21 protein-coding genes and 3 tRNA genes are annotated in these 26,091 nt (G+C 43.9%); 11 read left to right on the top strand and 13 right to left on the bottom strand.

The window, feature by feature from the left end:
* Positions 1 to 153: 153 nt before the first annotated feature.
* Both ACMFL8_RS10730 and ACMFL8_RS10735 read right to left on the bottom strand, forming a co-directional pair.
* Positions 154 to 1,026, bottom strand: a complete 873-nt coding sequence (locus tag ACMFL8_RS10730) for an alpha/beta fold hydrolase (RefSeq protein ID WP_413190971.1) — start codon at positions 1,024 to 1,026, stop codon at positions 154 to 156.
* Positions 1,027 to 1,033: 7 nt separating this feature from the next.
* Positions 1,034 to 1,801 carry a class II aldolase/adducin family protein gene (locus ACMFL8_RS10735; protein ID WP_413190972.1) on the bottom strand — a complete coding sequence of 256 codons (768 nt, stop codon included), beginning with the start codon at positions 1,799 to 1,801 and terminating at the stop codon, positions 1,034 to 1,036.
* 85 nt (positions 1,802 to 1,886) lie between these two features.
* Here ACMFL8_RS10735 and ACMFL8_RS10740 point away from each other — a divergent pair, with 85 nt between their 5' ends.
* Positions 1,887 to 2,576: a Crp/Fnr family transcriptional regulator gene (locus ACMFL8_RS10740; RefSeq protein ID WP_413190973.1), complete on the top strand. Its 690-nt coding sequence runs from the start codon at positions 1,887 to 1,889 to the stop codon at positions 2,574 to 2,576.
* 1 nt (position 2,577) lies between these two features.
* Complete coding sequence (locus ACMFL8_RS10745; protein WP_413190974.1) at positions 2,578 to 3,039, top strand: sulfatase-like hydrolase/transferase; 462 nt, start codon at positions 2,578 to 2,580, stop codon at positions 3,037 to 3,039.
* Between the two features lie 136 nt (positions 3,040 to 3,175).
* On the opposite strand, the gene ACMFL8_RS10750 is transcribed toward ACMFL8_RS10745, so the two are convergent.
* The 7 genes from ACMFL8_RS10750 to ACMFL8_RS10780 form a co-directional block, all read right to left on the bottom strand.
* Complete coding sequence (locus ACMFL8_RS10750; RefSeq protein ID WP_352311026.1) at positions 3,176 to 3,598, bottom strand: tetratricopeptide repeat protein; 423 nt, start codon at positions 3,596 to 3,598, stop codon at positions 3,176 to 3,178.
* 324 nt (positions 3,599 to 3,922) lie between these two features.
* Complete coding sequence (locus ACMFL8_RS10755) at positions 3,923 to 4,411, bottom strand: M48 family metallopeptidase (protein WP_240215372.1); 489 nt, start codon at positions 4,409 to 4,411, stop codon at positions 3,923 to 3,925.
* Between the two features lie 196 nt (positions 4,412 to 4,607).
* A complete protein-coding gene (gene betT, locus ACMFL8_RS10760) occupies positions 4,608 to 6,653 on the bottom strand; it encodes a choline BCCT transporter BetT (RefSeq protein ID WP_194619092.1) in 2,046 nt (681 codons plus the stop codon).
* Positions 6,654 to 6,940: 287 nt separating this feature from the next.
* On the bottom strand, positions 6,941 to 8,638 hold the full coding sequence (betA, locus tag ACMFL8_RS10765; protein WP_413190975.1) for a choline dehydrogenase: 1,698 nt from the start codon (positions 8,636 to 8,638) through the stop codon (positions 6,941 to 6,943).
* A gap of 126 nt (positions 8,639 to 8,764) precedes the next feature.
* Positions 8,765 to 10,279: a betaine-aldehyde dehydrogenase gene (gene betB, locus ACMFL8_RS10770; protein WP_413190976.1), complete on the bottom strand. Its 1,515-nt coding sequence runs from the start codon at positions 10,277 to 10,279 to the stop codon at positions 8,765 to 8,767.
* Positions 10,280 to 10,500: 221 nt separating this feature from the next.
* Positions 10,501 to 11,076: a TetR/AcrR family transcriptional regulator gene (locus tag ACMFL8_RS10775; protein ID WP_189580347.1), complete on the bottom strand. Its 576-nt coding sequence runs from the start codon at positions 11,074 to 11,076 to the stop codon at positions 10,501 to 10,503.
* A 1-nt stretch (position 11,077) separates the two neighbouring features.
* On the bottom strand, positions 11,078 to 11,422 hold the full coding sequence (locus tag ACMFL8_RS10780; protein ID WP_010196452.1) for a DMT family transporter: 345 nt from the start codon (positions 11,420 to 11,422) through the stop codon (positions 11,078 to 11,080).
* A 509-nt stretch (positions 11,423 to 11,931) separates the two neighbouring features.
* Here ACMFL8_RS10780 and ACMFL8_RS10785 point away from each other — a divergent pair.
* The 3 genes from ACMFL8_RS10785 (at position 11,932) to ACMFL8_RS10795 (ending at position 13,612) form a co-directional block, all read left to right on the top strand.
* Positions 11,932 to 12,007, top strand: a tRNA-Asn gene (locus tag ACMFL8_RS10785).
* Between the two features lie 190 nt (positions 12,008 to 12,197).
* Positions 12,198 to 12,527: a CopG family transcriptional regulator gene (locus ACMFL8_RS10790; RefSeq protein ID WP_352311015.1), complete on the top strand. Its 330-nt coding sequence runs from the start codon at positions 12,198 to 12,200 to the stop codon at positions 12,525 to 12,527.
* Between the two features lie 350 nt (positions 12,528 to 12,877).
* The gene (locus ACMFL8_RS10795; RefSeq protein ID WP_413190977.1) at positions 12,878 to 13,612 is read left to right on the top strand and encodes a hypothetical protein; all 735 of its coding nucleotides are present in this window, start codon (positions 12,878 to 12,880) and stop codon (positions 13,610 to 13,612) included.
* Between the two features lie 92 nt (positions 13,613 to 13,704).
* Here ACMFL8_RS10795 and ACMFL8_RS10800 read toward each other — a convergent pair.
* The 4 genes from ACMFL8_RS10800 to ACMFL8_RS10815 all read right to left on the bottom strand — a co-directional run bounded on the left by ACMFL8_RS10800 (position 13,705) and on the right by ACMFL8_RS10815 (position 17,355).
* Positions 13,705 to 13,795: transfer RNA gene (locus tag ACMFL8_RS10800), tRNA-Ser, on the bottom strand.
* Between the two features lie 83 nt (positions 13,796 to 13,878).
* Positions 13,879 to 13,969 (bottom strand) — tRNA-Ser (locus ACMFL8_RS10805).
* A 162-nt stretch (positions 13,970 to 14,131) separates the two neighbouring features.
* Complete coding sequence (locus ACMFL8_RS10810) at positions 14,132 to 15,298, bottom strand: type I glyceraldehyde-3-phosphate dehydrogenase (protein WP_413190978.1); 1,167 nt, start codon at positions 15,296 to 15,298, stop codon at positions 14,132 to 14,134.
* Positions 15,299 to 15,399: 101 nt separating this feature from the next.
* On the bottom strand, positions 15,400 to 17,355 hold the full coding sequence (locus tag ACMFL8_RS10815) for an AAA family ATPase (RefSeq protein ID WP_413190979.1): 1,956 nt from the start codon (positions 17,353 to 17,355) through the stop codon (positions 15,400 to 15,402).
* A 377-nt stretch (positions 17,356 to 17,732) separates the two neighbouring features.
* Between ACMFL8_RS10815 and ACMFL8_RS10820 the strand changes: the two genes are divergently transcribed.
* The 6 genes from ACMFL8_RS10820 (at position 17,733) to ACMFL8_RS10845 (ending at position 26,090) form a co-directional block, all read left to right on the top strand.
* Complete coding sequence (locus ACMFL8_RS10820) at positions 17,733 to 19,259, top strand: aldehyde dehydrogenase family protein (protein ID WP_210540193.1); 1,527 nt, start codon at positions 17,733 to 17,735, stop codon at positions 19,257 to 19,259.
* Between the two features lie 137 nt (positions 19,260 to 19,396).
* Entirely contained in the window at positions 19,397 to 19,723 is a 327-nt protein-coding gene (locus tag ACMFL8_RS10825) for a DUF779 domain-containing protein (protein ID WP_010196433.1), read from the top strand.
* Between the two features lie 204 nt (positions 19,724 to 19,927).
* Complete coding sequence (locus ACMFL8_RS10830) at positions 19,928 to 21,571, top strand: GMC family oxidoreductase (protein ID WP_413190980.1); 1,644 nt, start codon at positions 19,928 to 19,930, stop codon at positions 21,569 to 21,571.
* A 619-nt stretch (positions 21,572 to 22,190) separates the two neighbouring features.
* On the top strand, positions 22,191 to 23,831 hold the full coding sequence (locus ACMFL8_RS10835) for an ABC transporter substrate-binding protein (RefSeq protein ID WP_194619103.1): 1,641 nt from the start codon (positions 22,191 to 22,193) through the stop codon (positions 23,829 to 23,831).
* 176 nt (positions 23,832 to 24,007) lie between these two features.
* On the top strand, positions 24,008 to 25,024 hold the full coding sequence (locus tag ACMFL8_RS10840; RefSeq protein ID WP_189580197.1) for an ABC transporter permease: 1,017 nt from the start codon (positions 24,008 to 24,010) through the stop codon (positions 25,022 to 25,024).
* Positions 25,025 to 25,175: 151 nt separating this feature from the next.
* Positions 25,176 to 26,090 (top strand): ABC transporter permease, encoded by a 915-nt coding sequence (locus ACMFL8_RS10845; RefSeq protein WP_189580195.1) that lies wholly within the window; start codon positions 25,176 to 25,178, stop codon positions 26,088 to 26,090.
* Position 26,091: the final 1 nt, after the last annotated feature.

Raw genomic sequence — 26,091 nt, forward strand, 5'->3', positions numbered from 1 at the left:
ATAGTATTTTTTAATACTTACTCTTTGGCTCATTGCTGCTTTTATCAGTTGCTATGGTTTTATTATCGATCATGATGAACAAAAAAAGCAGGGCATCGATTGATGCCCTGCTTTTTTATAGGTGCTTTATTGCTTAGATTACATTGTTATTGCTTAGTTGATATTATCCCTAAATCGCAAGTAAACAGCGGTAATAGCCCCAGCATCTTCGACTTGCGGATAGTGACCTAACATAGGCATTTCCGTCGCGTTAGCATTTGGTATCAACTTACGATAATGGTCAATCATATGCTGACCTGAGATAGGGTCTTTTGCACCAGCGATCAGTTTTACAGGTATAGTACTATTGATAATGGCACCTACCCAACGCTCGCGGTATTGCTGACGTTGAGGGATGTAATTAATCAATCTGTGCATCACTTTTAACCCCTGATTGTGTGTCAGCAGTTGCCATAGGGCATCGATGACATCAGGAGTTGGCTGTGTATTGGGCCCAAATACTTGCTGCAAGCTGGTCGTGAATTTCTGCTTGTTGATGAATTTTGATACCAAAGGTCCAAGTGGCGATAGTAGCAGTTTTTGTATCAAGATAGGTTTGTGCATTTCAGGAAAAAGTCCACCGTTTAAAAAGCAAACACTGGTAATATGCATGTAGTTATTGCCTTCTACTTGCCTCGCTAGCAGCTCTTGCGCCACTGTGTCACCATAATCATGCGCCAATATATGGTAATCACTGACATCAAGCTTATCCAAAAGACACTCGTAGATATCTGCTTGTTGGCGAATTAAATAACAGGCGTTTTTGGGTTTGTCTGAAAAACCAAACCCAAGCATATCGAGAGTAACCACATAATAGCGTTTAGTGAGTGCATTCCACATGCCCTCCCAGTCCCAACTGGCACTAGGATAACCATGAATCAATAGCAACACGGGTGCGCGTTTGTCTCCGGCATAACGCGTAAAAATTTGATGCCCATGAATCGATTCATATTGTCCCTGCTGCTCCCACTCACTCAAGGTGATCATTGCTCACTTACTCCTCAAATGATGGGTCGGTGCGGCGTAGTTTTCTTAGCAATGCAGGCCATGCGATGTCGCCATTTGCGCCTTTGGTGACTTGTTCTGATGCAGCTTTGATACCCGCCAGTATTTGTGCTGGTATTGGGGTCAGTACGCTGCCACCGCTTTGCGCTTTGATTTGAATCTCGCAGGCTCTTTGCATGAGGTACATATATAAGAATGCATTTGCCACGGTATCAGCACAGGTAAGCAGACCATGGTTGCGCAGAATCATAAAGTGCGCATCACCTAAGTCGTCAACCAAGCGGACTTTTTCTTCTGGGTTTAGGGCGACACCTTCATAGTTGTGATAGGCCAAATTAGAGAGTGGAAATAATGACTGCTGCGAGATAGGCAGTAGGCCTTGCTCTTGGGTCGCGATCGCGACACCATCGTTTGTGTGCAAATGGATGACGCAATGAGCATCATGGCGGGCTTCATGTACAGCACTATGAATGATAAATCCAGCTGGATTGACGTTGTATTCTGATGGCGATATTTTTTCGCCCGCTTTGTTGACTTTGACTAAGCTAGAAGCGGTGATTTCCTCGAATAGCATGCCATAAGGATTGATTAAAAATTCATCCTCAGTGCCTGGTACACGGGCAGAGATATGCGTAAATACCAAGTCGTCCCAGCCATAGGAGGCAATGATTCGATAGCAAGCAGCAAGATCGACTCGCATTTGCCACTCTTGTTCGCTCACATTATGGTGTACACTCGATGTTGAATCAGTTTGCATGGTGTCATCCTTTACTGTCTTAAATATCCTGAATGATCACTCTATACCATTTTATAAAACCAAATCTGTCAAAAACATTACACTTATGAATATCAATTATATTTTGAATAACGACCCATGGTTTACACAATTGCTAGCCGATGTGCAACCACTGTTGGCACGTGCTGCTGTGCTAAAAGTATACCAAAAAGGTCAAATGATTCATGCTATCGGTGACAACGAGGATGCCGCCCTACATTTTATTGTGTCAGGTACCATTAGAGTATGTAATGTGAGCGTTAGTGGACATGCCATGACACTGGCACACCTATCGAGTGGTGAATGGTTTGGTGAGATATCTATCATCGATGACAACCCACGTACCCATGATGCGTGGACCATCAACAAAGTTACTCTGATTTCTATCCCTAGAAGTATGGTGGTTCAGACGGCGCAACAGCATCCTATTCTATACAAGCATCTCGCACTCATTACTTGTGCACGCATTCGCAGAGCGTTTGAGTGGATTGATGATGCCACCTCATTAAACACCTCAGCACGACTGGCTAGCATGCTCATTGGGCTCATTAGTAATTATGGCGAGCAGGTGGGTGGCGATATCAAAATAGACTTACGCTTATCACAAGAAGAGCTTGGCTTTATGCTGGGTACCACCAGACAAACCATTAATAAAATCATTCAATCGTGGCAAAAACAGGGCACTATCGATATGCACTATGGTTTTATCACCATAAAGAACAAACCTCAGTTGTTGGCAATGATGAACCCTGCATAAGATGGGCAGTTACGGCCTCGCCTACTATCAGCGCTACCCTAAAGCATTTAAAGAATACAAATCTGTCTGTATGACCAACGAGCGGTCTAAATGTGATGCGCAGTCAGTAATAAATGGCGACGATACTGCCATTCGCTATACTGACTACTTTTTAAGTACCATGATCGATACTTTGAAACCTTATGAACAAGGTTATGATGTAGTGATGATATATATTAGTGATCATGGCGAGAGCTTGGGTGAAAATGATATTTATCTGCACGGTCTGCCATATAAGTTTGAACCAGATATCCAAAAACACATACCTGCAATTATTTGGTCGCCAGATAGTAATAATATCGATGCAAACAGTCTTTCTACTATGATCCGCCAGCCTGTGTCACACGATTTCATTACACCGGCGTTGCTTAGCTTTTTTGGTATCACAACTGACGAAGTCAAATCAGCGCCAACTTTTTTTTAAAACTAATCATTAAAGCTTTAAGTAACTCATTAACATCACGTTTAATCCTCATATCGCCTGCTTCAAACTGAGCGAAACGTGGTGAAGTTATTGATAGGTCTATCTTGCATATAAAATCATTCCTGCTTAATTGAAACTACTCACCCAACAACTTAGTCAGCATTTCATCTATCTCAACCTTAAACTCTTTATCCTCAATCTTATTTGCCGTGATTTTGGCATTTTGTAGACTTTGAATAGCCGCTTCTTTGTTACCTGTCTCAAGCTGTAGCACCGCCATAGAAAAAGCAATCGACGACAGATGATCTTTCGAATTGATCGCCGTGGCTTTGGTTAGTGCTTTGTCATAAATGACCAGTGCTTCGTCCAAATCTTCTGTAAAATCAGCAAGCGTTTCCCACTGCTCTGGATGATCTTTGTCTGTATTTTCGTTATCAGTACAGATGGCTTTTAGCTCAGCATAAAACGCATCAAATTTTTCTTGATTACCGATACGGTCAGCCTCTAGTAACTCTTCTGCCAATTTATAAATAGATTTATATATTTTGGTATTAATCATTGCTTACAACCTTTTATTGACTTGGGGTATAGATTATTTGGTTAGGATTATAACGTAATTCTAGGGCGTGTCCTCATTTTAAAAATGGTGATAAAAATGAGATAAATTGCAGTCAAACAAGGAAAATAGCGCAGATAATATCGGGATATTAACCAGCTATTTAACGATGTTTGGCAAAATTTAGCCATTTTTAGCCCGTTTAGATATGATCAATTGAATTGAGGACACGCCCTAGCGGCTCAGATGATTGCCACAGAAAAGGACACGATATTTATGTGGCTGTTATTAAGATTACTATGAACCTTATTAATGTTGCTATTAATGCTACAACTCTCGCCAGTGCAACCAAAGCCGTGTATCTAACTCAAACTGGTGATATTCAGGCTCCATATGGCAGCATAATTGATAAAATGCTTTGTTGTGCTCATGCTCTTTAAAATGCGCCAACTCATGCACGACGATCATGCGCAAAAACTCAGGCGGTGCTTCTTGAAATAAGCTCGCCACGGTGATGCTATTGTGCGATTTCAGCTTACTGCCCTGTACGCGAGACTGAGTGGTATGAATACCCAGCGCATGTTTTAAGACTTTTAATTTGCTGCTATAACTGACATTCGATAACGGGCCAACTTTGCGCATATACTGGTTTTTAATGTCATTGATATATTGATAAAGCACCTTATCGCTTTGCACCTGATGCTGAGTGGGATACTTTTTTTCTAGATAAGCGCCCAGTTTACCTTCGCTAATGAGTAACGCGGCTTGGGTTTGAATTTGCTCAGAATAATGAGCGATGTACTTTAATGTGGTCACAAATTTATCCTTTGCTGAATCGTTACCACGTATCGACGCGGTCTAAATGAATTTTACCTTATATTGGTGCGCTTTATTAGAGCGTGTCATCATTTAGGTTGTGAGGCATAAATAAACCCCATAAGCTGTATTCAACTTATGGGGTTATTTCTTACAATATTTTTACTTAAATATTCAGAACGTATTTGTAAATCAATTAACGCTCTAAATGTAGATACTGCAAATGACGCTCGTACTGATTTAAGATATCGACCAATACTTGCTCTTTGGAGTAGCCAACCAAGTCATACTCTTGCGAGCCTTCGCTCAAGAACACTTCCGCACGATAATAGTACTCTGCGTTCTTAGTTGACGTGCTCAATGTAAAGTTAGGACGCTCAGCTTTAATCAAGTTAACTTCATAAATAAAGTCGTCTTCATCGCCATGTCCAACTCGCAATTTGAGACCATCTATTTGACCGCTACTCTCGTCCATACCCTCATCTATATCTTGTCCGATATGTTCAGGGTTACGGATATCCAAAGAGGTTTTTAGACCACCTGCGGCAAACTCTTTTTCAACTTCCGTCATGGCAGGTCTGACCACATTTTGTAAAAACCGTTCAACTTGTGCATGTTTAGGGAAGCTAACAATACGTTGCAAGCGAGCTTTCCAGCTCTTACCGCTATCTAGCACGTTAGCCGTACCAATCGTACTGGCTTTGCGCTTATTGCCCTCTTCTTTTAATGATCTCCACATCGCCACCATATAGAGCACAAGGATAAGTGAGAATGGCAAACCTGCAATCACAGATACTGACTGTAATGAGGCAAAACCACCAGCAAACAATAAGCCTAAGGTAATAAGACCGGTTGCCGCTGCCCAAAACAGGCGCAACCAAACTGGTGCGTCGGTATCATTGGTCATTCCTCTTGAGCTTAGGTTCGCCAATACTAAAGCGCCTGAGTCAGCTGAGGTCACAAAGAATACTAACCCGATCACAACACCTGCAAATGATAGCACTTCACTGTAAGGAAAATACTCAAACAAGGCAAACATGCCCATTGCCGCATCATTGACTGCGATTTCACCAAGTTCAGTGGCACCATTGGCAACCAAATCTATCGCTGAATTACCAAAGATAGAGAACCAAGCAAAGATGAAACCAAGTGGGATAAACATCACACCAAATACGAACTCACGCAGGGTACGACCACGGCTAATACGCGCAATAAACAGACCTACGAACGGTGCCCAAGCGACCCACCATGCCCAGAAAAATATCGTCCAGCCTGACTTCCAGTCAGCGCCAGCTTGACCATCATAAGCATAAACATCAAAGGTTTTGAAAACGATGGTTTGGAAGTATTGACCAATATTTTGGGTAAAGGTATTCAGCAAATAAACCGTGTTACCCATCACTAATATCGCGATTAATAGCAATATCGAAGACAGCATGTTGAATTCGGATAAACGGCGGACACCTCTTTCTACACCAGTCATCGCAGAGATCGCCGCGGCAGCGACCACACCTATGATGATAAAGGTTTGAACCATTTTGCTAGATTCAATCCCAAACACATGAGTCAAACCCGCATTGGCTTGCAATACACCAATACCCAAACTGGTCGCGATACCCATCAAGGTACAAACCACACCAAAGGTATCGATACCATCACCAAGCCAGCCTTTAATTAAGCGCTCGCCAAAGATAGGCGTCAGTGGTGAACGTAACGCGAGTGGCATGTTTTTACGGTAAGCAAAGTACGCCAATGCCATCCCGATTAAGGCATAAATGCCCCAGCCATGTAGACCCCAATGTAAAAAGGTCTGCGCAAGTGCTTCACGCATAGCCGCCTCACTGGCAGGCTCGAGCCCCGTATGCGGCGTCAGGTAATGCATCAACGGCTCAGACGCACCAAAGAACAATAAATCAATGCCGATACCAGCGGAGAACAGCATCGCGGCCCACGCTAAAAAGGGAAATTGCGCTTTTTCGTGATCTTGACCAAGCTTGATATCGCCATACTTAGAAAAGCCAACAAACAAGGCAAATATACTATAAGCGGCAACCACCAGCATGTAATACCAGCCAAAGCTCTCTGATACCCATGCCATACTTGAACTTAATAATGCCTCACTATAATCTGGAAACGCAATCGTCCAGATTATCAATAAAATAGAAATAATAGCTGAGCCTAAAAAAACCGTCTTATTTAGAGTCAGGGGTTTCGTCGCATCCTTTGATGGCGAGCTGTACATAAAAGACCTCAATAGGTAAATTAAACAGGGTCTGATATTGCTTTGTCCGTCATAACTTTATGACTGATAACCGCGTGACATACAAATAACTGCATGACGCACAAAGCAGTACCAATAAATAAAAATTTGTTGCTCAAGTAATGACCACTTCCATAATGGCTACTTCAGTAATTACTTAAACAACAAGGTAAGTCATTAAAAAATCAATTTTAATGGTGTTCGTTTTCTAAAACAGTAGCACGGATAAAAAAGACCTTTATAAAAAGGCCTTCTTATTAATATTTAATTTAAACAGAGCCATAAGCACGCATCGGCTCAGCTCTCAATGGCGCACCATTGGCAGTAAAATAATCTACCGTCGAGCGTGGCAGCTGTACGCCGCGCATTTTATCAACGATTTTTTCTGCCAACATAATAGTCGTCGCGTTGAGATTACCACTGATGATATTTGGCATGATAGACGCATCAACGACGCGCAAGCCATCGATACCATGTACTAACCCTTCACCATTGACGACCGAATCGTTGTCTTCGCCCATCGCACAGGTACAAGAGGGATGATAAGCCGTCTCGCTGTGATTACGGACATATTCGTCCAACTGCGCATCAGTCACTAGATCATCCGTTGGTGCAATCGAGCGACCACGATAAGGGTCTAGCGCTGGCTGATGCATAATCTCACGAGTGATGCGCATGGCAGCACGGAACTCTTGCCAATCTTGATCATGAGACATATAGTTAAACAAGATACTCGGATGCGCACTTGGGTCTTTAGAGGTCAGCTTGACACGACCGCGACTTGGCGAGCGTAATGAGCCCACGTGTGCTTGGAAGCTATGAGACTTCACGGCACTGCGACCATCATAACGTACAGCCAATGGCAAGAAATGGTACTGAATATTAGGATGCGTGAACTTCTCATCGGTACGAATAAATCCGCCACCTTCGAACTGATTTGACGCGCCAAGACCCGTACCATTGAATAACCACTCCGCGCCGATGGCGGGCTTGTTCCACCATTTATTGGCAGGTGCAATCGACACTGGCAGCTTACATTCATACTGCATATACAGCTCTAAATGATCTTGCAGATTATTACCAACGCCTGGTAAATCTATAATCTCATTAACACCTAGATCTTTTAGCCATTGACCAGGGCCAATACCAGAGCGCTGCAATAATTGTGGCGAAGCAATCGCGCCCGATGAGACAATCACTTCACGAGAGGCATGAAAGTTCTTAGTTTGACCTTGATGCTCGACTTTGACACCGATAGCACGCTTACCATCAAACAAAATCACATCGGTCAATGCACCTGTCAAAATCGTGATATTGCTGCGCGGCTTAGCACGGTCAAGATAACCACGAGCCGTTGAAGCGCGGCGACCATTGGGCGTCACAAAACGATCCATTGGCCCGAAGCCTTCTTGCTGATAACCGTTTAAATCGTCGGTACTTGGATAGCCAGCTTGCACGCCAGCTTCAATCATCGCTTGAAACAGTGGATTGACCCCAGGTTTTGAGGTGGTCATCTCAACAGGACCACCCACACCATGATAGTCATTCTCGCCAGCATCGCGGTTTTCTAACTTTTTAAAATAAGGCAGGCAGTCCAGATACGTCCAATCTTCTAAGCCTTTAATCTCAGACCAATCATCAAAATCTAGTGCATTACCACGGATATAACACATACCGTTAATCAATGACGAGCCGCCAAGTCCTTTACCGCGACCGCAGTCCATTACACGATTATTCATATTCGGTTCAGGATCTGTCTTGTAGCCCCAGTTATAAGTCGTTCCTTGCAACGGCATGGCGAGCGCTGCTGGCATCTGCGTACGAAAATCTAAGCGATGGTCTGGACGACCCGCTTCTAGCAGCAGCACCTTAATGTTGGCATCTTCGGTCAAACGCGTGGCTAGCACATTGCCTGCTGATCCTGCACCAACGATAATGTAGTCATACTCAGGTGTGGTCGATGTCATAAAACGCTCCATAATATTGAAAAATAAATCATTTACTATCAGTAAAGTCGAACAAAGAACAAATTAGCTCTAATGAACTACTTTACTGATTAAAAAACTGATCAAAAACTTTCTCAATAAGATTGATTAAAAGACAGATTCAAATGCGCCCAACTCTACTTGGATAGATTTGGTCTGCGTATAATGCTCAAGGGCTTCAATACCGTTTTCGCGGCCAACACCTGAATGCTTGTAACCGCCGACTGGCATTTGAGCGGCTGATTCGCCCCATGTATTTAACCAGCAGATACCCGCTTCAATTTGAGCAATGACTCGATGTGCTCGGGTCAAATCAGCAGTCACGACGCCAGCTGCCAATCCATAATCGGTATCATTGGCACGGCGAATGACTTCTTCTTCGGTCTCATAAGTCAATATCGACATCACTGGGCCAAAGATTTCTTCACGTACGATAGTCATTTCATCAGTACAGTCAGTGAATACCGTTGGGGCCACGAATGCGCCATTTGCCAATTCGCCTGTCGTCACACGGTCACCACCTGTTAGCAAGCGTGCGCCACTGGCTTTACCTTGCTTGATATAACCAAGCACTCTTTCCATATGCGGGAAGCTGACTAGTGGGCCCATGTTGATGTTTTCATCCATTGGATCACCTAACTTAATACGCTCAACACGCGTTAAGATAGCCTGCTCAAACTTAGCTTGCATCGCTTTAGGAATGAACACGCGCGTACCATTGGTACATACCTGACCACTGCTATAGAAGTTCGCCATCATTGCGATGTCCGCAGCTGTATCGATGTCCGCATCATCAAAGATAATTAATGGCGATTTACCACCCAGCTCTAATGTCACATCTTTAAGAGACGATGATGCCGCGCTCGACATGACTTTTTTACCCGTCGGTACGCCACCGGTAAACGATACTTTGGCGATATCAGGATGCTGAGTTAATGCCTCACCCACTTTATAATTGCCTTGCACGACGTTGAACACGCCATCTGGCAAGCCTGCTTCTGTCAAAATTTCTGCCAGTTTCAATGCAGTTAACGGTGTCACTTCTGACGGCTTGAAGATCATCGCGTTACCAGCAGCTAGTGCTGGTGCTGCCTTCCACATCGCGATTTGAATCGGATAGTTCCATGCACCAATACCAGCGACTACGCCAAGTGGCTCGCGGCGAGTGTAGACAAAGCTAGTATCACGCAATGGGATCTGACGACCTTCAATCATCGGTGCCAGACCCGCATAATATTCAACGACATCCGCACCGGTGACGATATCGACATACTTGGTTTCAGAGTACGCTTTACCTGTGTCTTTGGTTTCGAGCAATGCCAGTACGTCATTGCGCTCGCGTAATATCTCAACGGCCTTTGATAGGATTCGACCACGCTCAACCGCTGTCAATGCTGCCCAAACTTTTTGACCTTTTTGTGCTGCTTTAACAGCCTCATCAATTTGCTCATTGGTCGTTTGTTGGATGGTCGCCAGCACTTCACCCGTCGCTGGATTGATATCTTCAAAAGTCGTCAGCGTTTCATCTACCGCCAAGTAACGGCCGTTAATATAAGCCGTTTGAATTTGTTCTAAGTCGATAATGTCTGTTAAGTTATTTGAGTTTGTATTAGTAGCTGTCATGCAGTGCTCCTATTGACGACTGGCAAAGGCCTTATGAACAAGCTAGTACCGAATAATGTCATCATGGTTTAAGTTTTAAAAATAAAAGTTATATCGTTATGTGATTAAAAGTCGTTGTGTGACTAAAATTTGTTATATGGCTAAAAATCGTTATGTACTTATCAATTGTTCTTTAATAAATTATTTGAGCGCAGCGTTTTAATAAACGTGCTGCACCATCTTTATGCATCGAAGCCACGTTGTGTCATTTTTATCAAGCGATCACGTAATGACTGTTTGTCTACTATGTCAATGCCGGAAAAATCTGAGAGCCAAATCCCATCAGCGACCAAACGTGCCATACATAAGGTCTCGGTATTATCAGTTGGCTCATGCTTTTTCAATTGCTGATTTGACCACTCAGCCCATAATTCGCGCAGCTCACTATCGCCTAGCATCAAGACATACAACGTTGCTTGGCTATGAAATTCTGCCTGTCCTTTTTCGCCTAGGCTAATCGTGGCATCGATATAAGCGCGGGTAAAAGAGCCATAGCGCACGGGGTCTTTAGCCATTGCTGTATCTACTTCTGCCTCAAACTTCGCCATCGCATCATGAAACACTTCCAAAATAAGCGCGTTTTTAGTGGCGAAATGATGCATAACGCCACCTTTAGTTACCCCAACGGCATCAGCGACTGCTTGAAAGGTCACTTTAGACAACCCTTGCTCTAGCGTTATTCGTGCTGCCTGATCGAGTAGTGCCCGACGCACAACTTCTGGCTGTTTTTTACGTTTGTAAGCGTTTTCCACTTCCATATCAATGCACCACAGAATTAGAGAATAAGTTCATCACCATCACACCGCCCACAATCATAGCGATACCAACTGCTGCTGCTGTATCGAGGCTTTGCTTAAAAAACACCAAGCCCACGAGTGATGTCAGTACGATTCCGAGTCCGCCCCACAGCGCGTAGGCAATACCAAGCGGTATGGTTTTAAGGGTCTGCGTCAACAAATAAAACGAGATGACATAAAGCAAACCCATAATGAGCGTCGGTACCAAACGCGTAAACTGCTCTGACTTCATCAAGAAGGTAGTGCCGATCACTTCACAAATGATGGCAATGGCTAAATATCCATAAGCAATAGTGGTAGGACTCATATTTGGAACACCCATAACAATTTATGGCACATAGCGACAAAGCACCGTATACAAAAGAAACCATACGGTCGGTATTCTATAGAAATAAACTAGCAATGTGAAGGTAATTTTACAATTTTATATTTCTAGGAGATGTGCAAATTCTCTTAGTATTCAAAAAGATAGGCAATTCATCTAATCAAATATGATTGTAAAGACTGATAACTAACACTGATAAACCTTTGTTCTAGGCATTTATCAAAAGCACTCAAAACTTTCTATAAGGCATAATGATTAACGTGTGTCTTAGTCATTTGATAAATATTTCGGATGCAGAAGTTCATCAAAACAGCCCGTTTAATAAAGGATTACGGGTTATTTTTGATAAGTTACGACAATATTTATTATTAATGTCATAATAAGGTTGACAGCCTCGAACGACTTGGCTAAAATGTGCCCCACATAACGCAAACAAGATAAGTAATCGCTTTGATATAAAGCATGAATAATCTGCTGTTATGACCATCTATTCTCCAATAGCTCAGTTGGTAGAGCAACGGACTGTTAATCCGTGTGTCCCTGGTTCGAGCCCAGGTTGGAGAGCCATATACTAAAGACCTTCATCATAATTTGATGGAGGTTTTTTTATTGTTGCCCTTTTTATATTTACTTCTAATAATATTAGCACAGCTGCGGTGTTCTTTTAGACATTTTTGTTGTATGGTAAGGTTAGTCTTGATTGGGTTTGTTTTTGTTTGAGTGCTTTGCTCCTACTCACTAAAAGTAATGGTTTATTATGATACCTGTACGTATAAAAAATAAGTTTTCTGATCATCCGCAAAAAATCATGCGGCCAGTCAGCATTCGTCTGTCTGAAGAAATGATTTCGCTATTAGAAGCGACTTCGTCTGAGTTAGGTTTCAAACGTATTCAAGGTCTTATACGCTTGTATATTCGCCAAGGTCTCGATCGTGACCATCAGGATTACACCCTAGCCCATGATGAAGTGTTTATCGAAACCCTCCGTAAGCGCGGTGTGAGCCAACATATCATCGATGAGGCTATTGTGCTAACGCACAATAACAATATTACTCATCCTTTGTCTGAGCTACAGAACAACGATTAGTAGCACTGCCATTAAATGCCATTAGAAGAGTACATTTAAAAAGTCACTGGTCGGTCGTATAAAACCTCACAATGATTTTTATTAGAAAAGACCAAGTTTGCTACAGCGAACTTGGTCTTTTTTTGTCTGTTATAAAGATTAAAGCATTATTGATATTTTTTAAATCCGCTTCTCGTTATGTGCTTCCCTTTCGTACTTAAAGTCACTCGTCTTTTTTAGCGCTCTATTAAATTTGCTACCGTATTTAGCCATAATTAAACACAAGTTGTCATTAAACGAGGTATATTAATAAAATAATCGCGACTATTTATTGGGTTTCAACATAATAAAGATTTACAAGGAGGTGTACGATGACGAGCTTACATCAGCGTTTCAACAAAACTTTGTTTTCAACCATGACGGTAGCAATGCTAGTAATTGCGACTGGCTGCTCATCGCCGCAGACTGACCCAAGTAAAACAACCATACCGACAGATTCAGACCAATGGCAAAAGAAATTGGGGCAAACTTTTGAGCAATTATCCCAGCCCGATCAACAAGTACTTAGCCGATATATGCTGCGAATGAAGCTCAGTGACGCATACGAATCTGGTGCGATGCCGCGTACCACCATCAAGCAAGCCCTTGTGCAACAGCGTGAATATGAACGCTTGCACCCAAACAACCCTACCGGTAAAAAAAGCCCTATTGTCAGCAGTCAGCCAACTTATAGTGCCAATGCACAGAATTACCCTGTCGCTCTATTACCAGTCAAGACCAGCGACGACGATAGCTTAAACCAAGTAAAACTACAGTTTATGCTATCAAATCACGGTCAGGCAGCCATCAAAAGCTTTAAAGGAACACTGACCATGCAAGACACTAAGCTGGCGCAAGGCAAAAGCTTTAACGTACCACTAACCCAGTTTAATCCCTCTATCAAACCAGAACAGTCTGGCAAAATCATCATTGAAAGTAGTATTGAGGACATTAACGTCATGCGTGCCATTAAGAACACCAAAGACATGACTGTTATGATCAGTAAAGGCACATTGATATTGGAGAATGGGCAAGAAATTGAGTTCGATGAGTCGCTGATAAAATAAAAGCAGTCATTCAGATAATTGATAAAAGTGGTGTTATAAAATTCATCATAAAAAAAGCCCCAATCATTGCTGATTGGGGCTTTTTTCGAATTTGGAGGAGACGGAGAGATTCGAACTCTCGAAGGGCTACAAACCCTTGTCGGTTTTCAAGACCGGTGCATTCAACCACTCTGCCACGTCTCCATTGGTGGATCATTATAACGATATAAAATAAAAATGCAACAAAAAAAGCCGCAATCATTAATAATAATTGCGGCTTTCGAATTTGGAGGAGACGGAGAGATTCGAACTCTCGAAGGGCTACAAACCCTTGTCGGTTTTCAAGACCGGTGCATTCAACCACTCTGCCACGTCTCCATTGGTGCAATATTATAGCGATATAACATGAGAATGCAAGCAATTAATTGAACGAATTTAAATTATTTTGATGCTATCGTTGATTCAGTTTAGAAGAGAGTTAAGGCAACTGAGTGCAGAGGTATAAGTCATACTTCAAGCGAGGTTAACGCTGCCACTCCTTTATATAGAATTAACGATAGGTTTTTTATGAGATGCCAGATGCAAACACATATCTAGCAGTCTATTGGCATAGCCCCATTCGTTGTCATACCATGCAAAAACCTTGTATTGCCCGCCCACTTGCATCAGCTGTTGCCCATCAATAATCAGCGATTCAGTTTGATGGATAAAATCGCTGGAGACCAGTGGTTCTTCGGTATAAGCCATGATGTCATGCAAATGTGCCTGACTGGCCGATTTGAGTACCTCACGAATTGATTCAATACTAACATCTGGTGTATCAAACACAAAAGTGACATCAATCGCTGCCACATCGATGGTTGGCACGCGTATCGAATGTCCATTTATCTTGCCCACCATCGCTGGTAGCACACGCTCTGTCGCAGCGATACTGCTAGAGGTGGTGGGAATAATGTTGTAGCCGGACGCGCGCGCCCGTCTTGGATCACGGTGCGCCTGATCTAGCACGGTCTGATCAGCGGTGACCGCATGAATCTCCGTCATCATGGCAGACGTCACGCCAAACGCCTTATCAAGGGTGTCAATCAATGGAACCAAAGCCTGCGTGGTACAAGAGACACTCGATATAATCGGTAGCTCAAGCGTCAACGCCTCCGTATTCACACCCATAACGATACAGGCATCCACATCATCGAATGGTGCAGCACCGATAATCACTTGCTGCGCGCCAGCGTCGATATGTAGCGTCGCTTGCTCATAAGAGCGAAAGTGTCCAGTACATTCTAGCACCACATCGACACCCAGCGCCTGCCAAGGTAGGTTTTGTGGATCAGGCTCTGATAGCATATTGATGCAGTAAGTCAGATTGTTCTTGGTCAGGCAAAGCTGGGTTTTGCTGGTGTCGTCGGCTCCACTCTCTACAAGCTCAGCATTGACGCCCAGTCTGCTGAGGCGACCGTGCGTGCTGTCAAATTTTAACAAATGAAGGAGTATGTCCGCTGGCGCTAAATCATTAATCGCCACCACATGAATGGCACGGCCTAACACTTCAAAGCGCTCTAACAAGGCGCGAAGTACATTGCGCCCTATACGTCCAAACCCATTGATAGCAACCCTCAGTGGCTGCGCGTGCTCACCAGTGGTACGATAGCTCGCTGCTATCGGGTCAGAGGTCAATTGATAAGTGGCGCTAGAAAAATCAGGCATAACAAGTTATCGCTATTTTATAAAGGGCGGTAGGATCGGCGCGCTGTCACCTTGAACGTACTTTGCTTTGATGGCTGCTGCCTATCAAAGCTTAATAGACGTTATGGCGTGATAAAAATCAGCGCTAAGCGAATGGTGTTGTAGTCAATACTTTGTTTAAGATGATCAAATATCGGACGCAGTTTGATACTACCATCATCATTAAAGTCGTTTGGATTATTGGCAACCTTGATGGCGACATAAGCATTTCCAACGGCTGTCATCACTTCATCCTCTGGGCGCAGATGGTCACAGGCGAGGCTTGGGTCTTGTGCCTTTAGATCGCCAATATGACGCATGATGGTTGATTGTGACAGCTGGCGCGCTTGCGAGATTTCTGCAATGGTCAAGCTCTCTTCTAACAACACTCTGGTCGCAAGTAAGGTGCTGTCTGACTTATCAGAGACCTGATTGCCAAGCTTCTGTTTTTTATCGAGCTTCGCATGCTGTTGTTCGCGGCGCTTTTTTTGTAGAGTGGCATAGGCATCAATCACCGACTTACTCAATGTACCCCCTGACTTCAAGGTGAACTTCTCATGTGCCTGCTGCATGCTCTCTTCATCTAGCATCGCATAATTGGCATCGGCTTCGTCAGACAGTACCAAAAACCGCTTGTCTGCCCCGCGTGCCAACGGGTCAAGTTGCAAGCTCATGTCATTCATACCCAGCAGTTGCAAGCCAGACAGCGATTTGAGTCGTGACAGTGCCACATAGCCCTGCCCAAGCTCAAAGGTACGTGATAAGTCAATTTCAGCCGCATCGAGGGTCATGCCTTGCGATTTGTGAATCGTAATCGCCCATGCTAGACAGAGCGGCACTTGCTCATAGCTTGCCAGCACATCACCGGTTTCATCTTCGATCATCCATTCTTCAGGCTCGGCGATGACTTCACGGCCTGAGTTAAGCCTAACCACCGGCATTTTTTGCGTGGTTGGTTTTTTGGTCTTTGGTTTTTCTTTATCTTTTTTGGCAGCACTCTTTTTACCTTTAGCGGTATTTTCGACAGCATCATCTTCATTGGCATTGTCTTCATTAGTCTCGTCACTACTATTATCTTCGATTAACGCCTCACTGCTGTCCTTGCTCTCATCGATTTTAACAGCAGCAAAACCAATCAGCTCGCCCATCGTACCGTTAGAGACGCCAAGCTCGGCATTGTTTTTGATAAACATCACCTTTGCGCCCACTTTGAGAATCAGCTCATCTTGGGTACGTACCGTCTTCTTTAGGGTCTCAACCAGCTTACTGTCGCCTGTCGCAGTCGCCTCAAAGCGCATCATCTCTCCATCTAACGCGGCCAGCTCTTTGTCATTAATTTTATTGACGTTGAGATTATGTGTATAGAGACGAGTGCGCTTGATATCGACGCTTTGATCATAGGTGGCTTCTAACGCAGCAATCGCCTCAAAAGTCACTTCCTGACGACGGATTTGGTTAAGAATATCGTCTAAATCAAGCCCGCCATTTGCCGCGTCGCTGACCTGCCGATGCTGCTCAGACAAGTAGCAGATGTGGAACTTAGCATCGAGCCAAGCTTCCGACATAAAAGCAAACTTTTCACGATTGCTCTCACCTTTACTACCAATCGGTGGTAACTGAAAAAAGTCGCCTGCCACCACTACCTGAATACCACCAAACGCTTTGTCATTTTTGCGTACATGTTTGAGTACTTGGCTGACCAAATTGATCTGCTTGGCGTGCAGCATCGATATCTCATCGATGACCAATACCGCAGTATCTTTTAAGCGGTCTGCTAAAAATTGCTTACGCGCTAAATTGCTCAAGTCGCGATCAGACAACTCATCTTTGATACCAATACCCGACCAACTATGAATCGTCGTACCATTCATGTGCGTTGCGGCAATGCCCGTACTCGCGGTGACGGCAACCGGCACACGTCGCGCACGAAGATAGTCGATGTACTGGTTGAGAGTATAAGTTTTACCTGAACCTGCTGAGCCAGTCAAAAAGACATTTTGACCTGTTTTTAGGATATCAAGAGCAGAAGATTGACGCATAGATCCAAACCAATTAAATGAATAGTAATAAGAAGAAGAGCATAAAAAATAAAGTATAGAAAAAGAAAGTTGCCATGTCTAAGTAAAGAATCCTAGCAAGCCGAGATAGCAAGCCAAAATAGATGGCAACAATTATAACAGCTGCATTCGCTTTGCGAACCACTTTAACCGTCACATATCACATAACTTAAAGTTATGTGATACAAAATATATCATTATAAAAAGTCATTATCGTTCCGCACCAAAGCTCAGTACGATAGGGTGATAACTTGTTCAGGAAGACCAAGTATTTATCTTCATGTGACTATACGCTTCACCTGACTATACTTTAAGTAACCCTATTTTAAATAGCCATAATACACAACAAGGAGTGGTTAATGTTATACGCTTATCCCAATACTGAAAACAGTCCCGTCCAGTTCCGCGAAAAATACGACAACTTTATCAATGGTGAATGGGTAGCCCCCATCGATGGCGAATATTTTGACAACTCAAGTCCAATCGATGGTAAAACCTTCTGTCAAATCGCACGCTCTAAAGAAGCAGATGTTGAAGCTGCCCTAGATGCCGCTCATGCAGCAAAAGACGCGTGGGGCAAAACCAGCGTTACTGAACGCTCTAATATGTTGCTCAAACTTGCCGATGGTATCGAAGCCAATTTAGAGGCTATCGCTATTGCCGAGAGCTATGAGAATGGCAAACCCGTACGTGAAACCCTCGCCGCAGATATTCCAATCGCCATCGACCATTTGCGTTACTTCGCTGGTGTGATTCGCGCACAAGAAGGCGGCATTAGCCAAATTGATGAAGATACGGTCGCTTATCATTTTCATGAGCCACTTGGCGTCGTCGGTCAAATCATCCCTTGGAACTTCCCTATTCTAATGGCGATCTGGAAAATTGCGCCTGCACTTGCAGCGGGTAACTGCGTCGTCCTAAAGCCTGCCGAGCAAACTCCTGCTTCTGTCTTATTTATGCTTGACATAATAGGCGCAGCGGACATTCTGCCTAAAGGTGTACTGAACGTCATTAATGGCTTTGGTGTAGAAGCTGGTAAACCAATTGCTTCAAACCCACGTATCGATAAAGTGTCCTTTACGGGTGAGACCACCACTGGTCGCTTAATCATGCAATACGCCAGTGAAAATATCATTCCCGTAACGCTAGAGCTGGGCGGTAAAAGTCCAAACATCTTCTTTGCCGATATCATGGATGAAGACGATGACTTCTTAGACAAAGCCGTCGAAGGTCTGGTCATGTTTGCGCTGAACCAAGGCGAAGTTTGTACTTGCCCATCACGCGCGCTCGTACACGAAAGCATCTATGATGAATTTATGAAACGCTGTATCGCCCGCGTTAAAGCCATCAAAATGGGCAACCCGCTTGATACCGATACCATGATTGGTGCTCAAGCCAGCTCAGATCAGTTAGAGAAAATCCTATCTTATCTTGATATCGGTAAAAAAGAAGGTGCCAAAGTCTTAGTCGGTGGCGAACTTGCCAAACATGATGGCGACATGGCAAACGGTTATTATGTGCAGCCAACCATCTTTGAAGGCACCAATGACATGCGCGTGTTCCAAGAAGAAATCTTTGGTCCTGTGCTTGCTGTCACTACCTTTAAAGACGATGAAGAAGCGATGGCGCTCGCCAATGATACCTTATATGGCCTAGGTGCTGGTGTCTGGACACGTAACGGCACTCGTGCATATCGTTTCGGTCGTGGCATCAAAGCCGGTCGCGTTTGGACGAATTGCTATCACCTTTATCCTGCGCATTCAGCATTTGGCGGTTATAAGCAGTCTGGTATTGGTCGTGAAAACCATCTAATGATGCTCGATCATTATCAGCAGACCAAAAACATGCTGGTTTCATACAGTCCTAAAGCGATGGGTTTCTTTTAAATCAGTCTTTGGTTGTTTTCTAAATAAATCAATGCAATCTGTCGCAAGGTAGGTTGCATTTTTGCTTTAATGAAGTCTCGATAAGAGTGAAAAGTGTCGATAAGAATGAGCCATTCATAAGTTACAAGGAGTTAGTTATGAAAGTCACGGCGACAGAATCCTGCAAAGCATTAATTGAATTACTAAAGTCTAAGCATGGCGAGCTGATGTTCCATCAATCGGGTGGCTGCTGTGATGGCAGCTCGCCCATGTGCTATCCATTGGGCGAATTTAAAGTGGGCGGACAAGACGTCCTCGTCAGTGAGCTGGTTGGTTGTCCATTTTATATGGGCAAAGCACAATATAACCTATGGCAACATACCGATCTAACCATTGATGTCGTCAATGGACGCGGTGCCAGCTTTTCGCTAGAAATACCTGAAGGTAAACGCTTTATCGTACGCTCAGAAGTCTGTACGGTATAAGGGCGTTCGGTACAAAATCAGTCAGCATAAACTCTAAACGATGAGCTTAATATCCTTAAGACAGTCTGTTCTATAGTGCTTACGCAAATAGATACCGCAGAGTCATTTTTATTTTATTATTTCAGCAAAATAATAGATATTGTAAAGCGTACCCTACTTTAATGTGCGCGTTTTAATTAGCATGGATGCTATAAGGAATATGAAATGGAATTTGACAAAAATTTTGATTACGTCATCGTTGGTGGCGGTTCAGCAGGCTGTGTGCTCGCCAGCCGTCTCACAGAAAACCCAGATATCAGTGTTTGCTTATTAGAGTACGGTGGTGACGGCAAAGACTTGGCAGTTCGTGTCCCTGCTGGACTGATTTTAATGGTACCGGGCAAGCCACTAAAATTAAACAATTGGTGCTTTCATACCACCCCTCAAGAACACCTTAATAACCGACGCGGCTTTCAACCGCGCGGTCAATGTTTGGGTGGCTCCTCCGCTATCAATGCCATGATTTATACCCGTGGCAGTGCGCTTGATTATGAACGCTGGGTCGAGCAAGGTTGCACAGGCTGGGGTTTTGATGATGTACTGCCCTACTTTATTAAAGCAGAAAACAATATCCATGGTAGCGACGAGCTGCATGGTGATAGTGGACCACTCCATGTCAGTGATTTACTAAGTCCACGCGATATCTCAAAAGCCTTTGTAGAAGCTGCCATTGCCAATGGTTTAGATAAAAATGATGACTTTAACGGCAAAAAACAAGACGGTGCAGGTCTCTATCAAGTCACCCATTTCCACGGAGAAAAACAAGGGCAACGCTGCTCTGCCGCAGCCGCCTATCTGCATCCCGTCCAAAATCGCCCGAACTTAACGGTCATTACTCATGCGCAAGCCAACCGTGTCATTATTAAAGACAATCAAGCCGTCGGGGTGGCGTACGAAAAAGACGGTGTCGAGCATAGTGTGATGGCGCACCAAGAGGTCATACTATCAGGCGGTGCCTTTGGCTCCCCTAAAGTCTTGATGCTATCGGGCATTGGTCCTGCTGAACACTTGCAGTCTCATGGCATCGAGGTGGTGGTAGATGCACCCGACGTTGGCGGTAACTTACAAGATCATTTAGACGTCGTTTTTGATTACGAGGTCAATACGACTGATGTCATCGGTCTTGGTATGGCGACTATTTCAACCTTGACCAAAAGCATTCGTCAATGGCGAAAAGATGGCACAGGTCTGTTATCTACCAATTATGCAGAAGCAGGCGCGTTCTTTAGTGTCGGTGACGACCCAAAAGAATGGCCAAATACTCAGCTGCATTTTGTCATCTCTCGCGTAATTGAACACGGACGTGATCTTAGACGTGGTTTTGCCGTTTCTTGTCATACCTGTTATCTACGCCCTGAAAGCCGCGGTACCGTCAGGCTTGACTCTGCCAATCCCTCAGACGCGGTATTGATTGATCCAAACTATCTCTCTGACCCCAAAGATGTAGAGTATATGGTGGCAGGCGCTGAGCGTACGCGAGCCATTATGCAAGAATCGTCAATGGCCAAATATATTACCGAAGACTACCCTGCCCCTTATATCGAAAAAGACGGCATGCTTGGCTATATTCGCAACAAGTCGGACACTATCTACCATCCGGTGGGCACTTGCCGCATGGGCTCAGATGAGAGCTCAGTGGTTGACTTAGAGTTAAAGGTACGCGGTGTGCGTGGATTACGCGTGATTGATGCCTCAGTAATGCCAACGCTGATTAGTGCCAACACCAATGCGCCAACGATTATGATTGCTGAGAAAATGGCCGATCTTATCAAAGCCAAACATGAAAATGTTGAGCAAGCTATTTCATAAGATACAGATTCATAAAATACAGAAGGATGAGCACCTTATGATGGGTGCTCTTTTTTAAAAATCTTATCTACTAAAACTTTATATTCAAAAAAATGAGAATAAGCCGATTGTATAAAAATATGGCTCATGTTTTTTCGTCGCTATTTTTAGGACTTATTTAGACTATTCTATATTAGCAGTCTGTTGAATATTCAAATACAGACCCTCGTAATCTATCTTCTAGCTTTAGAATACCTAAAAAATCGACAAGCTGCGTTAGATCGCTAAATTCAGTGGCTATTAGGGTACTAGGGCTTGTCCTTGTTTTTAAAATGAGGACAAGCCCTAATACATTCGGAAATAAAGATATTAAAACGGTACATTTTCTATCAAAACTATCTTAGAGATGGCTTGCGTTACTACTGTTTAAAAGAGTATATTTAAACGACTTATTTATATTGGTATTTTTTGCAATCTGAATTCAGGTAAATACAACCTCATTCATTTTTTATTTTGTATACTGAAAATATCATATAAATACTATTCTAAAGGGAATTAGAAGCTCGTCAGTTATATTTACGTTTCGAAAGCGAAACTATAACTATATTGGCGGCTATTTATCATTACATAGGATGTAATAATGCAGAACTCACTCTTCAAACTTACGATGTTGACGACGCTTGCCTTGGGTATTAGTGCTTGTAGTGGAGACAACAAAACCACCGATGACTCTGCTGCCAGCTCAGATGCCAAAGCAGCTAAAACGTTGCTCTATTGCTCAGAAGGTAGCCCCGCTGGTTTCGATCCGGCACAGTATACGTCAGGCACTGATTTTGATGCGAGCGCCTTCCCCATCTACAACGGCTTGGTAGAATTCAAAAGAGCGGGTACCGAAATTCAACCAGGACTGGCTGAAAGCTGGGATGTCAGCGAAGATGGTAAGACGTACACCTTCAATCTGCGTAAAGGCGTCAAATTTGGTAAGACTGATTACTTTACTGCTACCCGAGATTTTAATGCAGATGACATTCTCTTCACCCTAGAACGCATAACCAACCCAGACTTTGACTTTAACAAGGCCTATCCTGCTGAATTCCCATATTCTGTCGGCATGGGACTGCCTGATATCATCTCCAATATCGAAAAGGTTGATGATTATACTGTCAAAATTACGCTCAGCGAGACCAATGCACCGTTTTTGCAGAACCTAGCGATGCCCTTTGCTTATATCAACTCTGCTGAATACGCCAACAAACTAATGGCTGATGGCAATGCGGCTGATATTAATACCAAACCAGTTGGTACTGGACCTTTCGTCTTTACTTCCTATCAAAAAGATGCGCAAATTCGTTATACCAAGAATCCAGATTATTGGAACAAAGACGACATCCATATCGACAATCTGGTCTTCGTTATCACCAAAGATTCAGCGGTTCGTGCCCAAAAAGTGCAAGCGGGCGAGTGTCATGTATCTGCTTACCCAAAACCTGCCGAAATTGAATCTGTCAAAAAATCAGGCAAAGCCACGGTCCTTGATCAGCCTGGCTTCAACGTCGGCTACGTCGGCTACAACGTGGAAAAACCTAAGCTGAGTGATCTGAAAGTCCGTCAAGCATTAGATATGGCAATTAATAAAGACGCTATTATCAATGCGGTCTATCAGAGCGAAGGTCTCAAAGCGACCAATCCTATGCCGCCAACGCAGTGGGGCTACGACAAATCCCTCAAAGATGCGCCTTATGACGTTGAAAAAGCAAAAGCCCTTATCAAAGAAGCGGGGGCAGACAATCTGGCTATCAATCTATGGTATATGCCAGTTCAACGACCTTACAACCCTAATGCCAAGCTAATGGCTGAAATGCTCCAAGCAGATTGGGCTAAGATTGGTGTTGATACCAATCTTGTGACTTATGAATGGGGTGAGTATCTAAAGCGCGCTGCTAAAGGTGAGCCCGATGTTATTCTAGCGGGTTGGACGGGTGACAATGGTGATCCTGACAATTGGCTTGGTTCATTATTGTCTTGTGACGCTGTCGGCGGAAACAACTATTCGCGCTGGTGTAATAAAGACTTTGATAATTTAGTGACCAATGCCCGTCAGATCAACAATCAAGACGAACGCATCAATGAGTATGAGCAAGCGCAGCAGATATTCAAAGAGCAGCTACCTTGGACGACGATGGCACATTCAGTCGTGACGGTATTCACCGCACCAAACGTAGTTGATTATAAGATTAGCCCGCTTGGCTCAATACGTTTCGATGGTGTGAAAGTCGAATAATCTTAACTGATTAATTTCGGTACGACATATACGATTGATTCATTTATATTCGGCTGGGTCAGATACTCTGCTCCAGCCGAACTCATATGAGTTAAGCGCTTCGTTAAGCGTTCTGTCACCGACACTCTCATCACTACCAATACTCTAATCATTGAACCACAACTATTGAGCAGCCCATGCTACTTTATATTCTGCGTCGTATTGCCATTCTCATTCCTGTCTATCTTGGCTTAACGCTATCAACCTTTACTCTGATTCGTCTCGTACCTGGAGATGCCGTCGAGATTATGATGGGTGAGCGTATGGTTGATCCAGAGCTACATGCTCGCGCCCTAGAAAGGCTAGGATTAGACAAACCTCTCATCGTCCAATATTGGGATTACTTGACCGGTATCTTAACAGGTGATTTTGGTGAGTCCTTCCGTACTCGAACCCCCGTATTACAAGATTTCTTTGCCCATTTTGTACCCACTTTAGAGCTAGCATTGTGCGCCATCGTCATTGCTAGCGTCATCGGTGTGAGCTTAGGTATCTTTGCCGCCCTACGCCGTGGTACTTGGATTGATTACACATTAATGTCAGGGGCGCTGGCAGGGTACTCTATGCCCATCTATTTATTAGGCCCTATCCTGACAGGTATATTTGCCCACTACTTAGGTCTACTGCCCGTTGCTGGGGTGATATCTGTGGCGCAGTTTTTAGATGTCCAGCCATTGTATGGATCATGGCTGCTCGGCTCGCTAAGCTCGGGAGAACCTGGCGCATTTTGGAATGTGGTCAAGCACTTTATCTTACCTTCCATTGCTTTATCGACCATTCCCTTAGCGATGATCGCGCGGATGACACGCTCTGCGATGCTAGAGGTATTGGATGAAGATTATGTGCGTACGGCACGAGCCAAAGGCTTATCACCACGGCGAGTGATACTGATACACGTGATGCGCAATGCCTTGATTACCGTAGTCACTGTCGTTGGTTTACAGATGGCAACGTTATTGGCTGGCGCTATTATTACCGAGACTATCTTTAGTTGGCCAGGTGTTGGTAATTGGCTACTTGATGGGTTCTTTACCCGTGATTATCCTATTGTGCAAAACGGTATTTTATTGGTCGCCACCGCCTTGATTTTAGTCAGTTTATTTATTGATATTTTGTATGGTCTGATCAATCCGCGTATTCGACATACTTCTTAATTTCACATTGATAAATACTCATATTATAAATAGTGGCTATTGTTGTTTGTATGGTTTTGAGTGATTTTTTAGCAAATGCTTAATACTTATTAAGGCTAAAACACTAAAACTTTAAATATTAGCAAAGCACTGGTCACTGTAGGAAATGCTCATGAAGCCTTCTGTTCTCCCCTCTGATGTTGACCTTACAGCCATGACACCACCCTCGTCTTGGCAGCTATTTTTATCGACGTTCTGCCGTAATAAAGGCGCGGTACTTGGGTTTATTGTACTGGCATTGATGGTTCTCATTGCCATACTCGCGCCTGCTATTGCCCCTCATGACCCTTATGAATTATTTACTGGTCAAGAGCAATTGCCACCTGCCTTTCTGGATGGCGGCAATACAATGTTTTGGCTAGGTACTGATGATGCTGGCCGAGATACCCTATCTCGGGTGATGTATGGCGCGCGTTACTCGTTGTTTATCGGTCTAAGTGCGACGACTCTTGCCATGTTGGTGGGTGTCTCATTAGGACTGAGTGCTGCGTTTTGGCCCAAAGTTTGGGGCAAAGCCGTCATGCTGGTCAATGATATCTTAATGTCTTATCCGAGCTTACTATTGGCGATCATCATTGCCGCTATTTTAGGGCCTTCTATGACCAATACGATTATTACCATCGCACTGGTCTGTACACCACCCTTTATTCGGCTGACACGTGCCACTGCGATGGTAGAGCTACAACGTGAGTACTTTGTTGCCTCGCAAGTGATGGGTGCTGGTGTGCTCAGGTTATTGTTTGTGACCATTCTACCCAACTGTATGGCGCCGCTCATCGTACAAGCGACGATGATTTTCTCTTCTGCTATTTTAGAAGCAGGCGCGATCGGTTTCTTAGGCTTTGGTGTACAACCACCTGATGCCGAATGGGGCGCGATGCTAGGTACGGCACGTCAGTATATTCAAAGTAATGTTTGGCTCGCTATTTGGCCGGGTGTCGCTATTTTCTTGGCTGCCCTGTCGATTAACTTGACTGGTGATGGCTTACGCGATGCGCTAGATCCCAAATTAAAGCAGGTGACCTAAG

The sequence above is a fragment of the Psychrobacter sp. AT9 genome (genome assembly GCF_047272965.1).
GTDB lineage: Bacteria > Pseudomonadota > Gammaproteobacteria > Pseudomonadales > Moraxellaceae > Psychrobacter > Psychrobacter glaciei.

Bases quoted from the DNA above. Each gene is read 5' to 3' on its own strand.
- ACMFL8_RS10730 (WP_413190971.1), bottom strand. From the start codon at position 1,026: ATGATCACCTTGAGTGAGTGGGAGCAGCAGGGACAATATGAATCGATT.
- ACMFL8_RS10735 (WP_413190972.1), bottom strand. From the start codon at position 1,801: ATGCAAACTGATTCAACATCGAGTGTACACCATAATGTGAGCGAACAA.
- ACMFL8_RS10740 (WP_413190973.1), top strand. From the start codon at position 1,887: ATGAATATCAATTATATTTTGAATAACGACCCATGGTTTACACAATTG.
- ACMFL8_RS10745 (WP_413190974.1), top strand. From the start codon at position 2,578: ATGGGCAGTTACGGCCTCGCCTACTATCAGCGCTACCCTAAAGCATTT.
- ACMFL8_RS10750 (WP_352311026.1), bottom strand. From the start codon at position 3,598: ATGATTAATACCAAAATATATAAATCTATTTATAAATTGGCAGAAGAG.
- betT (WP_194619092.1), bottom strand. From the start codon at position 6,653: ATGTACAGCTCGCCATCAAAGGATGCGACGAAACCCCTGACTCTAAAT.
- betA (WP_413190975.1), bottom strand. From the start codon at position 8,638: ATGACATCGACCACACCTGAGTATGACTACATTATCGTTGGTGCAGGA.
- betB (WP_413190976.1), bottom strand. From the start codon at position 10,279: ATGACAGCTACTAATACAAACTCAAATAACTTAACAGACATTATCGAC.
- ACMFL8_RS10775 (WP_189580347.1), bottom strand. From the start codon at position 11,076: ATGGAAGTGGAAAACGCTTACAAACGTAAAAAACAGCCAGAAGTTGTG.
- ACMFL8_RS10780 (WP_010196452.1), bottom strand. From the start codon at position 11,422: ATGAGTCCTACCACTATTGCTTATGGATATTTAGCCATTGCCATCATT.
- ACMFL8_RS10790 (WP_352311015.1), top strand. From the start codon at position 12,198: ATGATACCTGTACGTATAAAAAATAAGTTTTCTGATCATCCGCAAAAA.
- ACMFL8_RS10795 (WP_413190977.1), top strand. From the start codon at position 12,878: ATGACGAGCTTACATCAGCGTTTCAACAAAACTTTGTTTTCAACCATG.
- ACMFL8_RS10810 (WP_413190978.1), bottom strand. From the start codon at position 15,298: ATGCCTGATTTTTCTAGCGCCACTTATCAATTGACCTCTGACCCGATA.
- ACMFL8_RS10815 (WP_413190979.1), bottom strand. From the start codon at position 17,355: ATGCGTCAATCTTCTGCTCTTGATATCCTAAAAACAGGTCAAAATGTC.
- ACMFL8_RS10820 (WP_210540193.1), top strand. From the start codon at position 17,733: ATGTTATACGCTTATCCCAATACTGAAAACAGTCCCGTCCAGTTCCGC.
- ACMFL8_RS10825 (WP_010196433.1), top strand. From the start codon at position 19,397: ATGAAAGTCACGGCGACAGAATCCTGCAAAGCATTAATTGAATTACTA.
- ACMFL8_RS10830 (WP_413190980.1), top strand. From the start codon at position 19,928: ATGGAATTTGACAAAAATTTTGATTACGTCATCGTTGGTGGCGGTTCA.
- ACMFL8_RS10835 (WP_194619103.1), top strand. From the start codon at position 22,191: ATGCAGAACTCACTCTTCAAACTTACGATGTTGACGACGCTTGCCTTG.
- ACMFL8_RS10840 (WP_189580197.1), top strand. From the start codon at position 24,008: ATGCTACTTTATATTCTGCGTCGTATTGCCATTCTCATTCCTGTCTAT.
- ACMFL8_RS10845 (WP_189580195.1), top strand. From the start codon at position 25,176: ATGAAGCCTTCTGTTCTCCCCTCTGATGTTGACCTTACAGCCATGACA.